This window comes from Streptomyces griseiscabiei (assembly GCF_020010925.1).
In the GTDB taxonomy this organism is placed as follows: Bacteria; Actinomycetota; Actinomycetes; order Streptomycetales; family Streptomycetaceae; genus Streptomyces; species Streptomyces griseiscabiei.
Genome location: NZ_JAGJBZ010000001.1, coordinates 1,121,364 through 1,140,151, shown reverse-complemented (window position 1 = coordinate 1,140,151; position 18,788 = coordinate 1,121,364). Strand labels below are relative to the sequence as shown.

Here is an 18,788-nt window from a genome sequence, read left to right as displayed (position 1 = left end):
CCCACGAGATGCGTGTGACATGCACTGATTGACCACGCTCGCACCCGAACCTACCTTCGTCAACACGGACTTGCGCACGGTCTGTCGCCCGCACATCTCTCTCCGTGAGGCCGGTGGCTGTCATGAGCGTCTCCTTCCTCGGTGGACCCCGTCCGCAGCGCGGCGTCGGTGTCATCGCCCCGTTCGACTTCGCCCTCGACCGCGAACTGTGGCGCTGGGTCCCGGACGACGTCTCCCTGCACCTCACCCGGACCCCGTACGTGCCCGTCGAGGTCAGCCTCGACCTGGCCCGGCTGGTCTCCGAGCACGAGACCCTGCACGAGGGGGTCCGGGCCCTCAACGAGGTCGCGCCCGAGGTCGTCGCCTATGCCTGCACCAGCGGCAGCTTCGTCGGCGGGGTCGCGGGGGAGCGCGCGATGGGCGAGGCCATGACCCGCGCGGGCGCCGCGCACGCCGTCACCACCTCCGGCGCGATGCTCGCCGCCCTGGCCGAGCTGAACGCCCGCCGGATCGCCCTGGTCACCCCGTACACCGTCTCGGTCACCCGGTCCCTGGAGGAGTACCTCGCCGAGGCGGGCGTCCTGGTCACCGGCCGCGCCTCGCTGGGCCTGGTCCGGCACATCTGGAAGGTCCCGTACCACGACGTGGTCGCCATGGCCCACCACGCGGTCCGGCCGCCGACGCCGGACGCACTCTTCATCTCCTGCACCAACCTCCCCACGTACGACGTCATCCCCCAGCTGGAAGCGGAACTGCGGATGCCCGTTCTCTCGGCCAACCAGGTGACGATATGGGCGGCACTGCGTCATCTGGGTACTCGGGCGGTGGGCCCGTACCAGGCTCTGATCGACGAGTCGGCCAAACAGACGTTTGGCCGAGGGCCTGTACCGCCGCCGCCCGTACTGCCGGAAGAACAGGAAGGTTGGGCATGACCGCACTCGGTTTCCTCTACCCGGGCCACTCCGCCGAGGACGACTATCCGCGCATGGAGCAACTGCTCGGCAGCGACATCCGGGTGGACGTGGTGCACACCGACATCGGCGAGGACGCCCACCGCGTCGACGCCCTGCGCGAGATGGGCGCCCCCGAACGCCTCGCCGCCGGCTGCGAGGCCCTGCGCATGTCCGGCGCCGAGGCCGTCGTCTGGGCCTGCACCAGCGGCAGCTTCGTCCACGGCTACGAGGGCGCCCACGAGCAGATCCGCGCCCTCGCCCGCGCCGCCGGCCTCCCCGCCTCCTCCACCTCCTTCGCCTTCGCCCACGCGGCCCGGGAGCTGGGCGCCACCAAGGTCGCCGTGGCCGCCACCTACCCCGACGACGTGGCCCGTCTCTTCGTCGACTTCCTGGCGGCGGCGGGCATCGAGGTCCTCTCCGTCCGGGGCGCGGGCATCATCACGGCGGCCGAGGTGGGCACCTGGGGCCTGGACGAGACCCTCGCCCTGGCCCGCGCCGCCGACCATCCCGACGCGGACACCGTCCTCCTCCCCGACACCGCCCTCCACACCGCCTCCCACATCCCCACCCTGGAGAAGGAACTCGGCAAACCGGTCCTCACCGCCAACCAGGTCACGGTCTGGGAAGCCCTGAGGCTGGCGGACAGGAGGGTGAACGCCCCACGACTGGGCGCCCTGTTCACCAGGGAACCGATCGTGCAGGTATGACCACCGGCCCACTTCCCCGCGCCCTGAAGGGGCGCGGGGAACTGCGCGAGAAGCCCCACCGAACGGACGCCTGGGGGTCAAAGGGGCGCAGCCCCTTGAAGGGACGGGACGGGTAGGGGCGGCGGGGGCGAGGGAATAACCGGAGCCACCCTCCTGTTAACCCACCCGGTATCCCAAGCCACACACCCCAGGAGGCCCCACCGTGACCACAGCCGAGACACCGGACGAGATACGAGGCGAAGCCAAGGGCACCGCCCCGGCCCCCCTCTCCGTCCTCGACCTGGTCACCGTAGGCGCCGGCCGCACAGCCACAGACGCCCTCCGCACCAGCGTCACCCTCGCCCGCCAGACCGAGCGGCGCGGATTCCACCGCTACTGGGTGGCCGAACACCACTCCATGCCCGGCGTCGCCTCGTCCTCCCCGGCCGTGATCCTCGCCCACCTCGCCGCCCACACCACCCGCATCCGCCTCGGCTCGGGCGGTGTGATGCTCCCCAACCACGCCCCCCTGGTCATCGCGGAGCAGTTCGGCACCCTCGAAGCCTTGGCCCCCGGCCGCGTCGACCTCGGCCTCGGCCGCGCCCCCGGCACGGACGGCGCCACCGCCGCCGCCCTCCGCCGTTCGACGAGCCTCCACGAGGGCGCCGACGACTTCCCCGAGCAACTCGCGGAGCTGACCCGCTTCCTGGACGACGACTTCCCCGACGGCCACCCCTACCGTCGTATCCACGCGGTCCCGGGCCCGATCCAGAGCACCTCACCCGGCGGCGTGCAGTCCCCGCACCGCCCCCCGGTCTGGCTGCTCGGCTCCTCCGGCTTCAGCGCCCGGCTGGCCGGCTCCCTCGGCCTCCCCTTCGCCTTCGCCCACCACTTCTCCGCCCGGAACACGATCCCGGCGCTCGACCTGTACCGGGAGTCGTTCCGCCCCTCGCCGGTCCTGGACGCCCCGTACGCGCTGATCGGTGTCTCCGCCCTCGCCGCCGACGAGGAGAAGGAGGCCCGCCGCCAGGTCAGGGCCGCCGCGCTCAACATGGTCCGGCTGCGCACCGGCCGCCCCGGTCTCGTCCCGACGCCGGAGGAGGCGGAGGCGCACCAGTTCAGCGTCGTCGAACAGGACTTCATCGACTCCTGGAACGCGGACGTCGTCCACGGCACCGTCGACGAGGTCCGCACCCGCCTCGACGACCTCCACAAGCGCACGGGCGCGGACGAGTTGATGCTCACCACCCACGCCCACAGCGCCGAACTCCGCCTGCGCTCCTACGAACTGATCGCGGACGCGTACGACCTCCCGGCGGCCGGGGCCGCCACGGAACCGAGCGCCGCTCAGGCCTGAGGGCAGGCCGCCGCCCCCAGCAGCTCCGCGATCCGTTCCGGCGACACCGCGCGGGAGTACAGCCACCCCTGCCCGGTGTCGCAGCCGAGCCGGCGCAGCCGCGAGGCCTGCGCGTCGGTCTCCACGCCCTCCGCCGTGACGGACAGCCCGAGCCGGTGGGCGAGTTGGACGAGCGCCTCGACGATGATCTCGTCGGCGGGGTTGGGCTGTCCGTCGTCCCCGGCGGCCACCCCCTCCTCCGCGCCCTCGTACTGGAACCCCCGGACGAACGCCCCGTCCAGCTTCAGCACCGACACCGGCAGCCGGCTGAGGTAGGCGAGGTTGGAGTACCCGGTGCCGAAGTCGTCGATGGCGATACGGACGCCCATGTCGCTCAGCGCCTTGAGTGCCTGGAGGGGGCGCCCGGCGGAGCCCATCAGCGCGGACTCGGTGAGTTCCAGCTGGAGCAGGTGCGGGGCGAGGCCGGTCTCCGCGAGGATCTCGGCGACATCGGCGACCAGGTCGGAGTCCCAGACCTGGCGGACGGCGACGTTGACGCTCACGAAGATCGGCGCCCGCTCGGGGTGGTCGATCTGCCAGCGCCGGGCCTGCCGGCAGGCGGTGGCCAGAATCCACCGCCCGAGCTGGACGATCGAACCGTCCTCCTCGGCCAGTGAGATGAACCGATTCGGCGTCAACAGGCCGAACTGCGGGTGATGCCAGCGCACCAGCGCCTCGACCCCGCGCACCTCGCCCTCGGCCATGCCCACCAGCGGCTGGTACTCCAGCACGAACTCGCCCCGCCCGACGGCCGCCCGCAGCGTGGACGACAGGGCCTGACGGGTCATCCGGTGGGCGTTGCGCTCCGGGTCGAACAGCGTCCAGCGGGCCTTGCCGTCGGCCTTCGCCCAGTACAACGTGGTGTCGGCGGCCTGCATCAGCCCCGTCGCCGTGGTGCTCGTCGACTGCCGTTCGACGACCCCGATCGAGGCGGAGACGGACAGCCGCTGACCGGCCAGGTCGAAGGGCGCCTGCAGCGCCTTGAGCACCGAGTCGGCCAGGTCGGCGAGCTGTTCCGTGCCGGTGGAGTCCTCCACCAGCAGCGCGAACTCGTCACCGCCGAGTCTGGCCACCAGCGGCGCCCCGGCCGCCGTACCGGCCGTGCGCAGCAGCGCGGCCTCGTCGGCGCACCGGGTGAGCCGCTCGGCGACGGCCGTGAGGAGCCGGTCGCCGACCCGGTGGCCGAGGGTGTCGTTGACCGCCTTGAACCCGTCCAGGTCCAGATAGACCAGGCCGATCCGCCCGGTGCCGGCCTCGTCGTAGGCCTCCCGTTCGAGGGCGGCGGAGAGCTGTTCGAAGAACAGGGTGCGGTTGGGGAGCCGGGTCACCGGGTCGTGCATCTGGAGATGGCGGAGCCTGGCCTGAAGCTGGCGGTTGGCGCTGATGTCGGTGACCGAGAGGAGCACCGCCCGCTCCTCCTCGGGCAGCGGTGCCACGGACACCTGCACCCACAGCCAGGTCCCGTCCGGCTGTTTCAGCCGCCGGGTGCAGCGGAGCCGGGCCTGCCGGCCGCGCAGCACCTCGCGGTACGCGTGCCAGGTACGGGTGTCCGAGGCGAGGTCCACCAGATCGGCGGCGACCCGCCCGACGAGCGGCTCCCCGCCCGTCCCCAGCAGGGTCCCCATCGCCCCGTTGGCGGTGACGACCAGCCCGTCCCGGTCGACGACGGCCATGGCCAGCGGCGCGACGGAGAAGGCGGCAGGCGTCGTGGGACTCTCCCCGGACGACGGAACTGACGCATGGACGTTACGTTCTGTAATTGCCGGCCGGACGAGGTCTGCCGCGGGCGCCGGCCCTTGGGACGTTCCGCTCACCGTTCGCTCCCGCAGTGCACTCGTTTTCGATGGATCTCGTTTGTCTCGTCGGAGCGGCCGAACCAGGTACGTAAGGGCGCTCGAGCCGTGTCCGTGCAGGAAAGTGTGCCGATCATAGAGGCTGACCCCAGGGCCTTCCAGCCACTCTCCAGTCTCCCTGAACAACGACCTGATCTGACAGATCGTTTCTGCCCCGAGCTGAACAGCTTCCCCGTTCCGTCGACCGCTTGTGACGTTCTGTGAGTGCCCGGGGTGTCGGCAACCGGGTGGCGGTCCCCCGCCCCCTCGCTCGCCCCTCACCCTTCTGGTGCAGGCAAACAGGGCGTAGTACTACAAATTCGGAAAATCTGGACGCGGTGTCCCCAAGATCCGCATCCGGAGGTCTCCGTGCAGCGTCCGCTCCCCCGGAAGGAACTCCTCGGCGACCGGGCGCCCACTCTGCGCAGTACCGCGGCCATGCTCACCTCCCTCACCGCACTGGCCGCGACCTCCCTGATCGCGGCTCCCTCCGCCGTACCGCTGTCGGAGCCGTGCACCCTGCGGCGCACCCAGGCACACCACTCGGAGGGTCTCGACACCTGGAATTCCGCGTATCCACGCCCCACCCGCGACCTCGACGCCGTACTCGTATTCTTGTCATTCCCGGACGCGGCCCCTCTCACCACACCGGCCGAACTGACCGCGGATCACTTTCCGGCCACCAGTGAGTTCTTCGAACGCGCCTCGTACGGCAAGTTCGCGCTCCGCCCGCATCCGCGCCGCGAGTGGCTGGAGATGCCGCAGCCGTCGACCGCGTACGCCATACGACGTGACTGGAACGCGACGCATCGGGCCGCCTACCTCAGGGACGCGCTCGCCACGGCCGACCCGCATGTCGACTTCTCCCGCTACGACATCGTGTATTTCGTCGCCGATCCGCACGCACCCGGCGTCGACTCGGACGCGACGAAGGTGGTCAACCTCGAATCCCCGCTGGAGGTCGACGGCGCGGACCTTCGCCGGGTCGTCACCGTGTTCGAGCGACACCCGCCGGACCGCCTCGTCCTCGCCCATGAGACCGGCCATGTCTTCGACCTCCCCGACCTCTACCACCGCCCCGCCGACGGCAAGGGCGACTGGGACACCCATGTCGGCGACTGGGACCTCATGGGCAGCCAGTTCGCCCTGGCCCCGGACCTGTTCGCCTGGCACAAGTGGAAGCTCGGCTGGCTGGAACCGCGCCAGGTGACATGCGTACGGGGGGTGGGGACCACGAGGTTGACGCTGGAGGCGGTGGGCGCGGGGCCGAAGGGGGCGTACGAGGGGGAGGCCGTCGGGTACGCGGGCGCGGGGCCGGGGGTGGGTGCCGCGACCGGGTCCGGGGGGCGGCGGGCCGCCGGCGGTGACGGCGGCACCGGTGACAGCGGCAGTGGTGGCGACGGCGGTGGGGGCGGGGCGCGCGCCTTCGGCGCCGGGCGGGGGGCGAAGCTGGCGGTCGTCCGTACCGGTCCCGACAGTGTCCTCGCGATCGAGGCGCGGGGCGCGGTCGGCAACGACGCCGCCGTCTGCACCCAGGGCGTCCTCGTCTATCGCATCCGCGGCGGCGCCGAGTCGGGCAACGGCCCCATCGAGGTCCTCGACGCCCATCCGCGTACCGAAGCCTGCTGGGAGGAGTCCGTGTACCCGCCCCTCGCGGACGCGCCGGTGGGGGTGGGGGAGAGCTTCACCGTGCCGGGGGAGGCGGTGCGGGTGGCGGTGGAGGGGCGCACGGCGACGGGGGCGTGGACGGTGCGGATCACCACGGACCGGTGAGCGGACGGGAGAACGAAGGAAGCCCCTCGCTCGCGCGAGGGGCTTCCTTCGTGTCGTGCGCCGCCAGGGACTCGAACCCCGGACCCGCTGATTAAGAGTCAGCTGCTCTAACCAACTGAGCTAGCGGCGCCTGCTGACGTCGTAGACCTTAGCACCCTGATCGGCGGGAGGAAAAATCGATACCCGCACGGTCGCGGAGGCGCTCGACCGGGCCGCGCGGACGGCCGCCCAGAGCAGTACCTCGGGCCCCGGAAGCCAAGGTCGCAGGGTGTCCGGGGCGACGAGCCAGCGGGACCCGAGCCGGGTGACTCCGGGGCGTCCGGGACCGCCGGGCCGGTCGGCCGGATCGGTCCGGTCGGAGGGGTCGGGGCGGAGGACGGCCGGGACCGTGACCGCGTCGCCGGCGCCGTGGCAGAGGAGGGGCGGGACGGCGCCGGTACGGCCGGGGGAGCCCCACTCCTCCCACTCCAGGAGGGTGGGCAGCCGCTGGGCGGTGCCGGGGGAGGCGAACAGCAGCATGCGCCCCCGGTAGACGGCGACCGGTCCCGAACCGGGGCCCCCGTCCCACAGCCGGTCGAGCATCCGCCGCCCGAAGATCGCCGGCACGCTGACGACGTCGAAGACGGTGCCGCAGGGCAGCACCACCGGCGCCGCCGGCCGCTCCTCCCACAGCGTCAGCGTGCTGCGCGGATACGTTCCTGCCGAGGCCAGCCAAGCCGCCCCGTCCGCCGTGACCCCGGAGACATCGACCCCGTCCCCCGGATACCTGCCCGTCCCCACTTCACCGCTCATGACTCCAGGTGTACCGCCCGCCATCGCCCGACCCCGGGCAGTTACCGAAAACTGGTACGGCAGGTGGGCAAGTGGGGTATCTTGCCCACTCGGCATATGCCAGAGGGTGTTTCAGGGCGGTGCTTCACGGTGGTGATTCGCCGCAGCGCTTCACGGTGTGGCGGCGGGCGCCCGCGTCGCCAGGGGCGGCACAGGTGGGCGGGGCGGCACCCGGCGAGCGCCGGTGTGCGAGCCCCGCCCAGGCCCCGGATCTCAGAGGGACTCCGGCCCGCTCGCGTCCCGCCCCCGGGCCAGCTCCCGCCCGTACTCGATCATCTTCTTCGCGTAGTCCTCGGTCCACTCCGCCCGCTCCGCGACATCCGCCGCGGTCAGCCGGTCGAACCGCCGGGGATCGGCGAGCTGCGCCGCCGCCATCGCCTGGAACTCCACGGCCCGGTCCGCCGCCGCCCGGAACGCCTGCGCCAACTCCGTCGCCCGCGACAGCAGCGCCCGCGGGTCGTCGATCGACTCCAGATCGAAGAAGTGCTCGGGGTCCCCGGCCGCCTCGGCCGGCTCGAAGAGCAGGGGCGCGGGGCGTAGCCGCGGTTCGTTCCGACGCGACGTGGGCTCCGCCATGTCTTCTCCTCCTCGTACGACGGTTCGGTGGGCCGGCCCCGGGGGTGTCCCGGGGGGAAGGCCACCGTCCATTGTCTCGTGACCGCGCAAGTGGGCATCGAGCCCACCCGGCGCCCCGCACCCCGCCCCTCACACACCCGCGCCCCCGAAGGCGCCGCCCCGCTCCTGTCCCCACCTTCCCCATCTGTCCTAAGGCCGCCAGGCCACCCGGTGTTCCCCCAGCTCCGCCAGGACCGCGTGGTTCGCCTCCCAGCCGTCCGGGAACTTCACGGTGACGCCCAGCTGGACCGGCTCGGTGGACGGATGGTCGTCGAGGAGGTCGGAGACACCCGCGCGGCACACCACGACGCAGGCGTGCCGGTGCCGGGAGGCGAGGACGCACAGCCGTCCGGTCTCCAGGTGGAACGCCGTCGCGTCGGGCCGCCCGGAGAGCGGGTGGAGGACGACCGTGACGTCGTACTCCCGGCCCTGGAGCCGGTTCGCCGTGTCGACCACCACGTCCGCGACCCCCAGCTCCGCCAGCGCGGAGCGCACCGCGGCGGCCTGGTCGCGGTGGGCCGTGCCGACGGCGATCCGGTCGGCGGTCAGCGGCACCGGCTCGTCGGACCGCTCCGAGGTCGCCGCCCCGCCCCGGTCGAGCAGCCGCCGTACGACCAGCGCGACGGCCCGGACCGCCTCCGGGTCGGTGCGGGGTGTGTGCCGGGCCGGCAGCTCCAGCAGGCCCCACCCCGACTCCGCCGCCTCGTCGATGACCCGGTCGGGGCCGGAGCCGTCCGACGGCACCGCGAACCCGAGCCCGCGGTCCCCGTGGTCCGTGCCGCTGCGGAACGGGGTGAAGGGGTAGAACGCGTCGGAGACCAGCGGCGCCGCCGACGCCGGGAGCCGCCACGACACGGGCAGCCGGTGCTGCGGCAGCTCGGGGTTGTGCGCCAGCAGGGTCGTCACCGCCGAGGCCGACGGGTCGTACGACAGCCCCGCCCACTGCTCGCTGCCCACGATCGCGAACGGGTCCAGCTGCCCCGGGTCACCCACGAACAGCGCCCGCTCGAACAGGCCCGCCACGGCCAGCAGCGCGTCCGACCGCATCTGGTACGCCTCGTCGACGATCGCGTGCCGCCACGGCTCGACACCCTTGACGTGGGCCCACTTCGCGGCCGTGGAGATCACCACGTCCAGCCCGGCGAGATCGGCTGCCTTCGTCGACTTCCGTACGTGTCCCAGGGCGTCCAGCGCCTTGTCGTAGGGGTCGCTGTCGCTGCTGTGCAGCCGGCCGACCGGCAGGTCCGGTTCCTTCTCGGCGAGCCGGATCACCAGATCGTCGACCTGCGCGTTCGTCTGTGCGATGACCATCAGCGGGCGTCCGGCGGAGGCCAGCTCCAGCGCGGCGCGGACCACGAGGGTCGACTTCCCGGCGCCGGGCGGGGAGTCGACGACGACCCCGCGCGCGTCCCCGTGCAGCGTGTCGCGCAGGATCGCGTCGGTGGCGCGGCCGGCCGCCGCCCCGGGGTCGAGCACGGTCTCGGTGACGGTCACAGCACGTCCTCCTCGGTCACCGGGTCCGGCAGCGGTACGGCGTCGGGCTCACCCGGCGGCCCGCCGTGCGTCCACGGTGTCTCCTCGGGGTCCGGCAGCTTCGCCCCGCCCCGCTGGTCGTGCTCGAAGAGGGTGAAGCAGAGCAGGTCCCCCATCTCGGGCACCGACCCGGCCTCCGGCTCCTTGCCCCGCCCCATCCTGTCCATGATCCGCAGCACCAGCAGGCCGCCGTCCGGGCCACCGGTCCCGCCTTCCCCGGAGTCCGCGCACTCCTCGTACGCCACGAACTCCGCCGTCTGCGGCTTCCCGCCCAGCGAGCGGTACACCTTCGCCCGCTCCCCGAGATGCGGCCGGTCGTGGGTCCGTACGGTGACCAGCGGCCGGGGGCTCGGCCGCTTGCTCTCGCTGTACGCCATCACGACGTCCGTGACCTCTCCGGCGAACGCCTCCCCGGCGAGCCGCCGCCCGGCCATGACGAGCGGGTCGTCCAGCGCCTCCTGGGCGTCGAGGCGGGCCTGTTCGCGCTCGCGCGCGGCCAGTTTGTTCGCGGCGGTGACCGCGTCGTCGATCCGGGGCTGCGGGGGCTCCCCGGCGGTGATCCGGTCCCGGTGGCCGGTGAAGGACCAGCGGTCGCGGGTCCACCGGTCGGCCGCGTGGGCACCCTCCGGCAGGGCGCGCAGCAGGTCGAGGCCGTGCCAGACCGCGTCCCAGGTGGGCCGGGTGCGGCTCTCGACCAGGGCGCGGATCTCCCGCTCGGCGGCGGTCAGCGCGCCCAGCCGGTCGTCGGCCTCCATGCCGTCCTCGGCGGCGGCCAGCGCGAGGCGCGCCTTGTCGTACCGCTCGATGGCGGGGGCCAGCAGCCTGTTGTCGAACGCCGGGTCGGTCGCGGGTCCGGCGGGCGGGCACAGCAACTGCCCCTCGGCGTCCCGCGCCAGCTCGGCCCGCCGCGCCGCCGCCTCGCCGGGCTCCCCCTCCGGCGGGTCGATCCAGGCCAGCAGCGACGCGAGGTGCTGGTCCTCCACCCCGGACTGGCCGGTGGCCCAGTGCCGCGACAGCAGATCGGTGAGCGCGAGCAGCAGCGAGGAGCCCGGCACCCGCGCCCGCTCCCCGAAGTGGGTGAGCCACCGGCCGAGCAACGGCACGCGCGGGGGCGCCGGATGGGGCGCCTCCGGGTCCTGCTCGGCGGTGCGCCGGAACCGCATGGAGCGCCCGAGGAGCCGGACGAAGTCGATGCCCGTGCGGCTCGGCAGGATCAACTGCGGGGCGTCCGCGCACAGTTCGACCTCGACCTTGACGCGTTTGCCGGTCTCCGGATCGGTTTCGTTGCGCTCGGCCGCCTCCACCACGTCGGCGTAGGTGTCCATGTACGGCAGCACGATGTCCGCCAGCTCGGCCAGGAACGCGAACCGCAGGTCGCGGTCGCGGGGCTGGGCCACCACCAGCAGCCGGGGCGCGTCCCGGTCGGTGCCGACGAGCGCGCCCAGCGGGGCCCCTGCCTCACCGGCTGTGGTGAGCGGCACGAGGACGAGGGGGCGGTCCGAGAGATGCCGGTGCAGGACGGTGGCGGCGGGCTGGGCGCGGCCCGTGCTGACGGCTTCGAGACGGGCGAGGGTGGCGATCAGCGACACGGAACGCCCTCCGGGGCCGTACCGAGGACGGGGGTCGCCTCGCGGCGCGCGCCCGGGGTGCCCAGCGCCTCCGCCCGCAGCGCCGCGGCTCTGCGCAGCGCGGCCACGGCGGGGTCGTCCGGGTCGCCGGCCCGGCCGTGGGCCGCCGCCAGGACGTCGTCGACCGTGGTGAGGCCGCCCAGCTCGGCGCGCGTGGCCCGGCCCAGGGACGTGACCGCGCCGTCCGTGCGGGAGCGGGCCCGGCAGTGGAAGGCCAGCTCACAGGCGGCGAGGCACTCGGGGGCGTAGGTGGCGGACAGCGCCTCGACGGCCTCCGTCAGCCGCCCCTGGGGCAGGTCCGTGGCGAAGCAGGTGCCCTCGGGGAGGGTGTCCGCGATCTCCTCGATCCGGGTCAGCCGGGTCAACTGGCGGCGGGTGACCGCCCGTTGCTTACGGATGTCCACCGCGGCGGCCGTGGGGAGGTTGGTGAAGTCCTTGGGGCAGACCAACAGCACCCGGTGGCGGACCTCGGGAGCGGGGGAGCCCTTGCGGGACTCGCCGCCGAGCCGGGCGGCGACCTCCTCCAGCGCCAGCACGTACACCGCGGACTGGCGGGCCGCAGCGCCGACCTTCGCCGGGTCCGCCGAACCGTCCAGCATCGGGAAGGACTTGATCTCGACGACCGACCAGCTGCCGTCCGGGTGGACCACCACGGCGTCCGGCTCCAGGAACGCGGGGGTGCCCGCGACGTCGAGCGCGAGCATGGGGTGGTCCAGCAGTGTCCAGCCGCCCGCGTCCGTGGCCTCGCGCAGCGCCAGCGCCGTACGGGCGGCGCGGCCCTCGGGACCGACGGCGGTGAGGTCGGGAACGGACGCCGAGCTCGGCGGCTCGGCGCCGGGGTCCAGTCTCTCGTGCGTGAGCCGCAGCAGCTCCGCGCCGCCGTCCGCCTTGACGCGGGCCTCGAAGGCGTTGCCCCGCATGAAGGCGAACTGGGACTGGCCGAAGGCGGAGGGCGAGCCGAGCGCGTCCGCCAGCACCGCCTTGTTCACCCCCGCGCCGTCGAGCAGCGCGCGGCGCTCACAGCCGGGGTTGGCCGCGAGCGCCGCGAGGGCGCGCGCGTCCAGCGCCTTGGGGGGGACCTCGGGTCCGCGCAGCTCAGCGAGTCGCTGCCGGAGCGCCGTCCCCTGCTTCCGAGGGGGCGGCACCCGGCTCGGGTCCGGTGATCCGCTGCCGTGGAAATCGCTCACCCGGGGAAGTCTGGCACCCACCACTGACAATGGGGGAGATCGAGCCCGAAGAGGCCGCTGTGGCGGGAAGGGCGGGTTCCTCCGCCGGACGCCGGTCCGCCCCGCCGAACCGCTCCCCGGCCACCGCCGCGAGTCCCAGCGAGCCGCGCCACTGGTCCGCGATCCGCAGCACCAGCGGGGTCAGCAGCAGACCCGCCCCCATCACGGCGGCGCCCGCCACCGCGTCGAGGAAGTAGTGGTTGGCGGTGCCCATCACCACGATCGTGGTGATCAGCGGATACGCGACCGCGGCCGTGCGGACGAGACGGGAGCCGCCGCCGAAGCGCCAGAGGATCACCCCGCACCACAGGGCCCAGCCGACGTGCAGACTCGGCATCGCCGCGTACTGGTTGGTCATGCCGCCCAGGCCCCGGGGCGCGCTGGCCTCACCGCCCCACCAGCCCCAGGAGCTGTAGTACGCCATGGTGTCGACGAAGCCGTGGGAGGGCGCGAGCAGCCGGGGCGGGCAGGTGGGGAGCAGGGTGAAGCCGATGAGGCCGATGAACGTGGAGGTCAGCAGCCAGGTCCGGGCCGCGCGGTAGCGCACGGTGCGGGACCTGAAGAGCCAGACCAGGAGCGCGGGTGTGACCAGGTAGTGCAGCGACGCGTACCAGAAGTCGGCGGGTATCCCTATCCAGGGTTCACGGGTGAACAGACGGTTCAGCGGATGCTCGGCGTTGAGCCACAGGGCCTTCTCGATCCGCAGGATCGTCAGCCCGTGCTCGACGGCGTGCGAGGTGTCGCCGCGGGCCAGCAGCCGGCCGGCCGAGTAGGCCCCGTACACCAGCAGGATCAGCGGCAGCTCGGTCCACCAGCGGAGCCGGGAGCTCGGCGCCGCCTCGGTAACCGGTGCGCCGGTCCTTCTGGTAACCGGTGCCTCGGTCGCCTCGGTCTGCGGCATCCGAACGTCCTCCCCCATCTGTCGCCTGTACGCGTCGATGTTCATCTGTGTGTGGTGCTGCTGTGGCCCTTGAGCAAGACGATGTCCAAGACGCCGGGATCGCCTTTTGGGTTGCCCTCCGACAGCGTGAGCGATGATGGAGACATCCGCCTCCGATTTCTCCCTTCTTCCCGAAGGCGTCCTGAAAGGAAGCCCATGGCACCGCGCATCCTGCTGGCCCGGCACGGACAGACGGAATGGTCCCTGCTCGGGAAGCACACCGGCAGGACGGACATTCCGCTCCTCGAAGAGGGACGGCGCGGCGCCAAGCTCCTCGGGGAGCGCCTGCACCGGGCGCCCCTGGACGGGCTGCCCGGTGTCGACGTCCGCACGAGTCCCCTCTCCCGCGCGCGTGAGACATGCGATCTGGCCGGCTTCGGCGACCGGGCCACCGAGTGGGACACGCTGATGGAGGTGGACTACGGCGCGTACGAGGGTCTCACCCCCGCCGAGATCCAGGCCTTCCGCCCCGGCTGGCTCATGTGGCGCGACGGCGTCCCCGGGGGCGAGACCCTCGACCAGCTCTCCGCGCGCGCGGACGAGGTGGTGGCCTGGGCCCGCGCGGACGACCGCGACGTGCTGGTCTTCGCCCACGGCCACGTCCTGCGCTCCATAGCCGCCCGCTGGCTGGGCCTCGACCTCTCCTTCGCCGCGCGCGTGCGCCTCAACCCGACGTCCCTGTCGGTCCTCGGCTGGGCCTACGGCGACCCGGCGATCGAGTCGTGGAACGACACGGGGCACCTGGCCGGCTAGCCGTCGTCCTCCGCGCAAGACGTCCTCCGCGGAAGACGCCCTCCGCCGCAGAGGCTCTCCGCCGCCGGCGCCCGGCTATGCGCTCCGCGCGACCCCCGCGTGCCGTTCCAGGAACGCCGACACCCCCGAGGCCCGGCGGTGCGGCAGCAGGACCCGTGCCGTGCCCGCCAGCATCTGCTGGACACGGGAGGACTGGACCTCGTCGAGGAGGTCGAGGACCCGCATCCCGGCCGCCGCGGCCTCGTCGGGACGCCCCCCGCGCGCGAGGTCGTCGGCCAGCTCGGCGGTGTAGAGCGCGATGTTCCGGGTGAAGTGCGGGTTCTGTGTCCCGGCCGCCCGGCGCGCGTGCCGCGACGCCCGCGGCCAGTCGCCCAGCGTGGACCAGCACTGCGCCTCCAGGCCCTCCAGCTCGGCCTCCCCGTAGAAGCTCATCCACTCGGGGTCGGCCTCGGACGCCCCCCGGCCGAACAGGGCGTGCGCCCGGGCCAGCGCCTGCTCGCAGCCGGTGCGGTCGGCGAGCCCCGCCCAGCCGCCCGCCTCCCGCAGCGCCAGCAGGGACATCAGCCGGGGCGAGCCCAGCGGCCGGGCGACCCGCTGCGCGGCCTGCGCCGCCCGTACCGCCTCGCGCGGGCGGCCCGCGTCCCGCGCGAGGAACGCCGTGTTGCAGAACGCGTGCGCCTCCAGCCCGGCGTCCCCCGACATCCGGGCGGTGGCGAGGGCCTCCGCGTAGTGCGAGCGGGCGTCGTCGAACCGGCCCGAGTCATGGGCCAGCCAGCCCACGGAGATGGCCAGTTCGCCCGCCCCCGAGTAGAGCCGGTCGGCGGTCGCCTGCCGGGTGGTGCCCGCGTCGAGCAGCGCGTACGCCGCCCGCAGCGGCGCCGAGGCCCTGCGGTACAGCCCGTCCGCCCCGTGCCGGTCGTCGAGCAGCCGGATCTTGCGTACGGCCGCTTCGAGGGCCCCCGCCTCCCCCGTACCAGCCCGGTGCACGGGACGGCCCGTGGCCGAGGCGGTGCCCCCCAGGGCGAAGGGGCCGAACGAGGCGGCCGCCATCGCGGCGGTACCTCCGGTCATGAACGCGCGACGTTGCACGTCGCTCTCCTCGTGGTTCTGGTACGTGTGCTGCGTGCCCCGCCGGCCGCGCACATAGCCCGTGTCGCCCCGCGGGTCCTGCATGTCGTACATCTCCTGCGTGTCATACGGCTCGTACGCCCCTTCCGTCTCACCCCTCGTTCCGTGTGAGGAGTGCGAGCGGCTCTTGTTGCGAGGGGAGGGCGCCTCCTCGGCGGGGCGCGCCCCCCGACCGCGTACCTCCGCGCGGGGCGCGAACCCCAGGTCGGTCAGTGTCCGGCCGGGGAACATGTGCAAGAACACCCGTTCGTATGCGTAGTTGGGGCAGCGGATCTCGCCTGCCTCGACCCGTCCGACGTAACGCGCGTCACAGCTCACCCGCTCGCCGATCTCACGCGCGGCCCGCCGTACCGCCGCGGCGAACTCGCCCGGCGAACGCTGCCCGCGCAGCCGCCTGAAGGCGAGGTTCGGCCGTTGTGGACGGGGGAACTGGGACGAGGTCACCGCTGACGACGCCATGGCCGGGCCCTCTCTCGCGAACCGTCGAACCATGCCGGATTCATTAGGACTTGTGTGCGTGCTGCACGTTTGGTTCCGCTGTGTCCGGCGGGGCAAGAACGTACCCGCCCCATCGGGGCCTCCACGCGAGGTTTGGCTACAAACCGGATATCTCATCCTGGATCTGCCATGAACTGCCATCCTTTGCGGCGCAGTTTCGCCGTAGCCGTTGACGCGGTGGCGCGTTGGGCAGGGCGCTGGTAGGCGTGGGAGGCCCGGATGAAGAATCTCGAACCCCGTTCCGAGTGCGACCTGGTGACCGTGCCCGCGCGGCAGGGGCTGGAGGCGGTCGACATTCTCCGCCGGGGCGCCGTCGACGCGGTGGGGCCCGTCATGACGGTCGGGCCCGTGCTGCACGACGACACGTGCGACACCCTCGGATTCCTGGTGCCGCCGGGTACGGCGGACGCGTGGGACGTGCCGGGGAGTACGTGCACGCAGAGCGACGGGCGGGGCGCGGTGCTGGTCCCCGCGGAGGGCGCCGACTGGCTGCTGCCGCCCGGGGAGGCGGACCTCGCGACCGATCCGACGGTGCTGCGGGCGGCGCTGGACGAGGCGGCGCGGCTGATCGAGGCGGCGGACAACTGTCGGTAGAGGTGCGCCCGGGCGCCCGGCGCGCGCACCCTGCTCCACGCTCGATAATGGACTGATGGGCAGGTCGAAGCAGGGGCGCGGACGGCGTGGGCAGGATGCGGACGCCGTGGTCGAGGAGGTCGACGGAGGGCTCGCCGAGCTGCTCCCGGACCGGGACCGGCCGCAGGCCTGGACGTTGCTGGTCGACGGGGCGCCGCAGTCGCATGTCGACCTCGACGATCCCGCGTATCTGTCCTTCGAGTACCAGCGCAGGCTCGGGCATGTGATCGACCTCGTCGCCCCGGCCGGGCGGCCCGTGCACGCCGTGCACCTCGGCGGGGGCGCCTTCACCCTTGCCCGCTATGTCGCGGCCACGCGCCCCCGCTCCACCCAGCAGATCGTCGAGCGCGACGCGGCCCTCGTCCAACTGGTCCGGCGGGCACTGCCGTTGGACCCGAACGCGCGCATACGGGTGCGGTCGACGGACGCGCGCGAGGGGCTCGCGAAGGTGCCGGACGGCTGGGCGGACCTGGTGATCGCGGATGTGTTCAGCGCGGCGCGCACCCCGGCGCATCTGACGTCGACGGAGTTCCTCACGGACGTACGGCGGGTGGTGAAGCCCGGCGGCTGCTACGCCGCCAACCTCGCCGACGGCCCCCCGCTGGCCCATCTGCGGGGCCAGATCGCCACCGCCGCCACGGTCTTCCCCGAACTGGCCCTGGTCGCCGACCCCACCGTGCTGCGCGGCAGACGCTTCGGCAACGCGGTCCTCGTCGCCTCCGACCGGCCGCTCCCCGTCGCCGAACTGACCCGCCGGGCCGCCTCCGACCCGCACCCCGGCCGCGTCGAACACGGCCGGGCGCTCACCGACTTCACGGGCGGCGCGGTCCCGGTGACGGACGCGGGCGCGGTGGCCTCACCGGCGCCGCCGTCGTCGGCGTTCCACTGAGCGCGCGCACCGGCACCGGGCGGCCTCAGAAGTTCTGTACGTCCACCCGGGGCGCGCTGTCGTGCCAGGTGCAGAAGACCGACACCCGGTCCGCGCCGGCGGCGAAGTCGACCCGGATCCAGGTCTCGGTCTTCCACACCTGCATCGACCAGCCCGAGCCGGGCGTCGCCGAGACGAGGGTCGCGTAGGCGTCGGCGAGGGAGAAGACCACCCGGCCGCCCTCGGTGTCGTAGGCCTTGATCTCGCCCGGCGCCGTCGACGGGGCCGGGGCACCGGTGCCCGGACTCGGGCCGGTCCCCGGGGACTTCGACGGCTCGGACGGGGTCGGGGACCGCTCGCCGGAGTCTGCGCCGCCCCGCTTCCCGGGTTCCTCCGGCCGCTCCGTGCTCTTCGACGGCTCCGGGAGCGGCGTCGCGGTGATCGGCGTGGGGGCGCCCTGGGCGCGGTCGTCCACGGCCGTGATCGGGAGGGCGCGGGGCGGGTCGTAGGCCGTGCCGGCCAGCACCGTGTGGACGCCCCACCACGACAGCGTGACCGCCGCGCCCGTGGCGAGCAGCCAGGCCAGTACGTGGAGAAGCCCTCTGCGCATCGCGGCCATACTGCCCCACCGGCCCCAGTCGTGTCGTGGTCCCGGGCCCCTCCCCTCGTCCTCGGGTGAGTTGTCCACAGGCCCTTCCCGTCGTGGTCGCGCGAGTTGTCCACAGGCCCCGACCGGCCCGGCCCGTTTGGCGTACGGTGCGGCGCATGGCAAGTGTGCTCGTGGTCGAGGACGACCAGTTCGTACGCTCGGCGCTGATCAGGCATCTGACGGACGCCGCACACACCGTGCGCAGCGTCGGCACGGCCCTGGAGGCGCTGCGCGAGGTCGCGCACATCCGCTTCGACGTGGTCATCCTCGACCTCGGGCTGCCCGACCTGGACGGCTCGGAGGCACTGAAGATGCTGCGCGGCATCACGGACGTCCCGGTCATCATCGCGACCGCGCGCGACGACGAGGCGGAGATCGTCCGGCTGCTGAACGCGGGCGCGGACGACTATCTGACCAAGCCGTTCTCGGTCGAGCACCTGTCGGCCCGGATGGCGGCCGTGCTGCGCCGCTCCCGCGCCTCGTCCGCCGAGGCGCCGCCGTCCACGGTCATCCGCGTCGGCGGCCTCGCGATCGACCCGCTGCGCCGTCAGGCCGAGCTGGACGGGGTACGACTGGACCTCACCCGGCGGGAGTTCGACCTGCTCGCCTTCCTCGCCGGCCGGCCCGGTGTCGTCGTCCCGCGCAAGGAGCTGCTGGCGGAGGTGTGGCAGCAGGCGTACGGGGACGACCAGACCATCGATGTGCATCTGTCGTGGCTGCGGCGGAAGTTGGGGGAGACGGCGGCGAAGCCCCGCTATCTGCACACCTTGCGGGGGGTCGGCGTGAAGCTGGAGCCGCCGGGCGCGGAGGAGCGGCCATGAGGGGGACGCCGGCCGAGGCGCGTGG

General features: G+C 73.4%; 17 protein-coding genes and 1 tRNA gene. 8 read left to right on the top strand and 10 right to left on the bottom strand.

Annotated elements, in window-relative coordinates; genetic code table 11:
• The first annotated feature begins 122 nt into the window (after nucleotides 1–122).
• The 3 genes from J8M51_RS04920 (at nucleotide 123) to J8M51_RS04910 (ending at nucleotide 2,996) form a co-directional block, all read left to right on the top strand.
• Nucleotides 123–932: a maleate cis-trans isomerase family protein gene (locus J8M51_RS04920; protein WP_179202983.1), complete on the top strand. Its 810-nt coding sequence runs from the start codon at nucleotides 123–125 to the stop codon at nucleotides 930–932.
• A complete protein-coding gene (locus tag J8M51_RS04915; RefSeq protein WP_086754558.1) occupies nucleotides 929–1,660 on the top strand; it encodes a maleate cis-trans isomerase family protein in 732 nt (243 codons plus the stop codon). The genes J8M51_RS04920 and J8M51_RS04915 overlap by 4 nt, the downstream gene beginning before the upstream one ends.
• 202 nt (nucleotides 1,661–1,862) lie before the next feature.
• Entirely contained in the window at nucleotides 1,863–2,996 is a 1,134-nt protein-coding gene (locus J8M51_RS04910) for an LLM class flavin-dependent oxidoreductase (protein WP_086754560.1), read from the top strand.
• On the opposite strand, the gene J8M51_RS04905 is transcribed toward J8M51_RS04910, so the two are convergent.
• On the bottom strand, nucleotides 2,987–4,849 hold the full coding sequence (locus tag J8M51_RS04905) for a putative bifunctional diguanylate cyclase/phosphodiesterase (protein ID WP_086754562.1): 1,863 nt from the start codon (nucleotides 4,847–4,849) through the stop codon (nucleotides 2,987–2,989). The genes J8M51_RS04910 and J8M51_RS04905 overlap by 10 nt on opposite strands.
• A 387-nt stretch (nucleotides 4,850–5,236) precedes the next feature.
• Between J8M51_RS04905 and J8M51_RS04900 the strand changes: the two genes are divergently transcribed.
• Nucleotides 5,237–6,640, top strand: coding sequence for a M6 family metalloprotease domain-containing protein (locus J8M51_RS04900; RefSeq protein ID WP_267298985.1), 1,404 nt, complete (start codon nucleotides 5,237–5,239; stop codon nucleotides 6,638–6,640).
• Between the two features lie 56 nt (nucleotides 6,641–6,696).
• On the opposite strand, the gene J8M51_RS04895 is transcribed toward J8M51_RS04900, so the two are convergent.
• The 7 genes from J8M51_RS04895 to J8M51_RS04865 form a co-directional block, all read right to left on the bottom strand.
• A tRNA-Lys gene (locus J8M51_RS04895) sits at nucleotides 6,697–6,770 on the bottom strand.
• Nucleotides 6,761–7,432, bottom strand: coding sequence for a bifunctional DNA primase/polymerase (locus J8M51_RS04890; protein WP_086764742.1), 672 nt, complete (start codon nucleotides 7,430–7,432; stop codon nucleotides 6,761–6,763). The genes J8M51_RS04895 and J8M51_RS04890 overlap by 10 nt, the downstream gene beginning before the upstream one ends.
• Before the next feature lie 252 nt (nucleotides 7,433–7,684).
• Nucleotides 7,685–8,047 (bottom strand): hypothetical protein, encoded by a 363-nt coding sequence (locus tag J8M51_RS04885; protein ID WP_216591859.1) that lies wholly within the window; start codon nucleotides 8,045–8,047, stop codon nucleotides 7,685–7,687.
• Between the two features lie 189 nt (nucleotides 8,048–8,236).
• Nucleotides 8,237–9,580: an AAA family ATPase gene (locus J8M51_RS04880; protein WP_267298984.1), complete on the bottom strand. Its 1,344-nt coding sequence runs from the start codon at nucleotides 9,578–9,580 to the stop codon at nucleotides 8,237–8,239.
• A complete protein-coding gene (locus J8M51_RS04875; RefSeq protein ID WP_086756294.1) occupies nucleotides 9,577–11,208 on the bottom strand; it encodes a hypothetical protein in 1,632 nt (543 codons plus the stop codon). The genes J8M51_RS04880 and J8M51_RS04875 overlap by 4 nt, the downstream gene beginning before the upstream one ends.
• Nucleotides 11,199–12,392, bottom strand: a complete 1,194-nt coding sequence (locus tag J8M51_RS04870; protein WP_086756292.1) for a hypothetical protein — start codon at nucleotides 12,390–12,392, stop codon at nucleotides 11,199–11,201. Before J8M51_RS04870 ends, J8M51_RS04875 begins: the two co-directional genes overlap by 10 nt.
• Nucleotides 12,343–13,374, bottom strand: a complete 1,032-nt coding sequence (locus tag J8M51_RS04865) for a phosphatase PAP2 family protein (RefSeq protein WP_086756290.1) — start codon at nucleotides 13,372–13,374, stop codon at nucleotides 12,343–12,345. Before J8M51_RS04865 ends, J8M51_RS04870 begins: the two co-directional genes overlap by 50 nt.
• A gap of 195 nt (nucleotides 13,375–13,569) precedes the next feature.
• Here J8M51_RS04865 and J8M51_RS04860 point away from each other — a divergent pair, with 195 nt between their 5' ends.
• Nucleotides 13,570–14,166 carry a histidine phosphatase family protein gene (locus J8M51_RS04860; RefSeq protein ID WP_086756289.1) on the top strand — a complete coding sequence of 199 codons (597 nt, stop codon included), beginning with the start codon at nucleotides 13,570–13,572 and terminating at the stop codon, nucleotides 14,164–14,166.
• Nucleotides 14,167–14,241: 75 nt separating this feature from the next.
• On the opposite strand, the gene J8M51_RS04855 is transcribed toward J8M51_RS04860, so the two are convergent.
• Complete coding sequence (locus J8M51_RS04855) at nucleotides 14,242–15,753, bottom strand: hypothetical protein (protein WP_086756287.1); 1,512 nt, start codon at nucleotides 15,751–15,753, stop codon at nucleotides 14,242–14,244.
• A gap of 258 nt (nucleotides 15,754–16,011) precedes the next feature.
• On the opposite strand from J8M51_RS04855, the gene J8M51_RS04850 reads away from it, so the two are divergent.
• The gene (locus J8M51_RS04850) at nucleotides 16,012–16,386 is read left to right on the top strand and encodes a hypothetical protein (protein WP_086756285.1); all 375 of its coding nucleotides are present in this window, start codon (nucleotides 16,012–16,014) and stop codon (nucleotides 16,384–16,386) included.
• A gap of 55 nt (nucleotides 16,387–16,441) precedes the next feature.
• Nucleotides 16,442–17,314, top strand: a complete 873-nt coding sequence (locus J8M51_RS04845; protein WP_086756284.1) for a spermidine synthase — start codon at nucleotides 16,442–16,444, stop codon at nucleotides 17,312–17,314.
• Between the two features lie 25 nt (nucleotides 17,315–17,339).
• Here J8M51_RS04845 and J8M51_RS04840 read toward each other — a convergent pair whose 3' ends face one another.
• Nucleotides 17,340–17,912 carry a hypothetical protein gene (locus J8M51_RS04840; RefSeq protein WP_086756282.1) on the bottom strand — a complete coding sequence of 191 codons (573 nt, stop codon included), beginning with the start codon at nucleotides 17,910–17,912 and terminating at the stop codon, nucleotides 17,340–17,342.
• A gap of 146 nt (nucleotides 17,913–18,058) precedes the next feature.
• Between J8M51_RS04840 and J8M51_RS04835 the strand changes: the two genes are divergently transcribed.
• Entirely contained in the window at nucleotides 18,059–18,763 is a 705-nt protein-coding gene (locus J8M51_RS04835) for a response regulator transcription factor (RefSeq protein ID WP_086756281.1), read from the top strand.
• The last annotated feature ends 25 nt before the right edge of the window (nucleotides 18,764–18,788 follow it).

Excerpts from the sequence above, each read along its gene's own strand:
- J8M51_RS04840 (WP_086756282.1), bottom strand. The coding sequence starts at position 17,912 with ATGGCCGCGATGCGCAGAGGGCTTCTCCACGTACTGGCCTGGCTGCTC.
- J8M51_RS04890 (WP_086764742.1), bottom strand. The coding sequence starts at position 7,432 with ATGAGCGGTGAAGTGGGGACGGGCAGGTATCCGGGGGACGGGGTCGAT.
- J8M51_RS04850 (WP_086756285.1), top strand. The coding sequence starts at position 16,012 with ATGAAGAATCTCGAACCCCGTTCCGAGTGCGACCTGGTGACCGTGCCC.
- J8M51_RS04920 (WP_179202983.1), top strand. The coding sequence starts at position 123 with ATGAGCGTCTCCTTCCTCGGTGGACCCCGTCCGCAGCGCGGCGTCGGT.
- J8M51_RS04855 (WP_086756287.1), bottom strand. The coding sequence starts at position 15,753 with ATGGCGTCGTCAGCGGTGACCTCGTCCCAGTTCCCCCGTCCACAACGG.
- J8M51_RS04885 (WP_216591859.1), bottom strand. The coding sequence starts at position 8,047 with ATGGCGGAGCCCACGTCGCGTCGGAACGAACCGCGGCTACGCCCCGCG.
- J8M51_RS04865 (WP_086756290.1), bottom strand. The coding sequence starts at position 13,374 with ATGCCGCAGACCGAGGCGACCGAGGCACCGGTTACCAGAAGGACCGGC.
- J8M51_RS04915 (WP_086754558.1), top strand. The coding sequence starts at position 929 with ATGACCGCACTCGGTTTCCTCTACCCGGGCCACTCCGCCGAGGACGAC.
- J8M51_RS04860 (WP_086756289.1), top strand. The coding sequence starts at position 13,570 with ATGGCACCGCGCATCCTGCTGGCCCGGCACGGACAGACGGAATGGTCC.
- J8M51_RS04845 (WP_086756284.1), top strand. The coding sequence starts at position 16,442 with ATGGGCAGGTCGAAGCAGGGGCGCGGACGGCGTGGGCAGGATGCGGAC.
- J8M51_RS04835 (WP_086756281.1), top strand. The coding sequence starts at position 18,059 with ATGGCAAGTGTGCTCGTGGTCGAGGACGACCAGTTCGTACGCTCGGCG.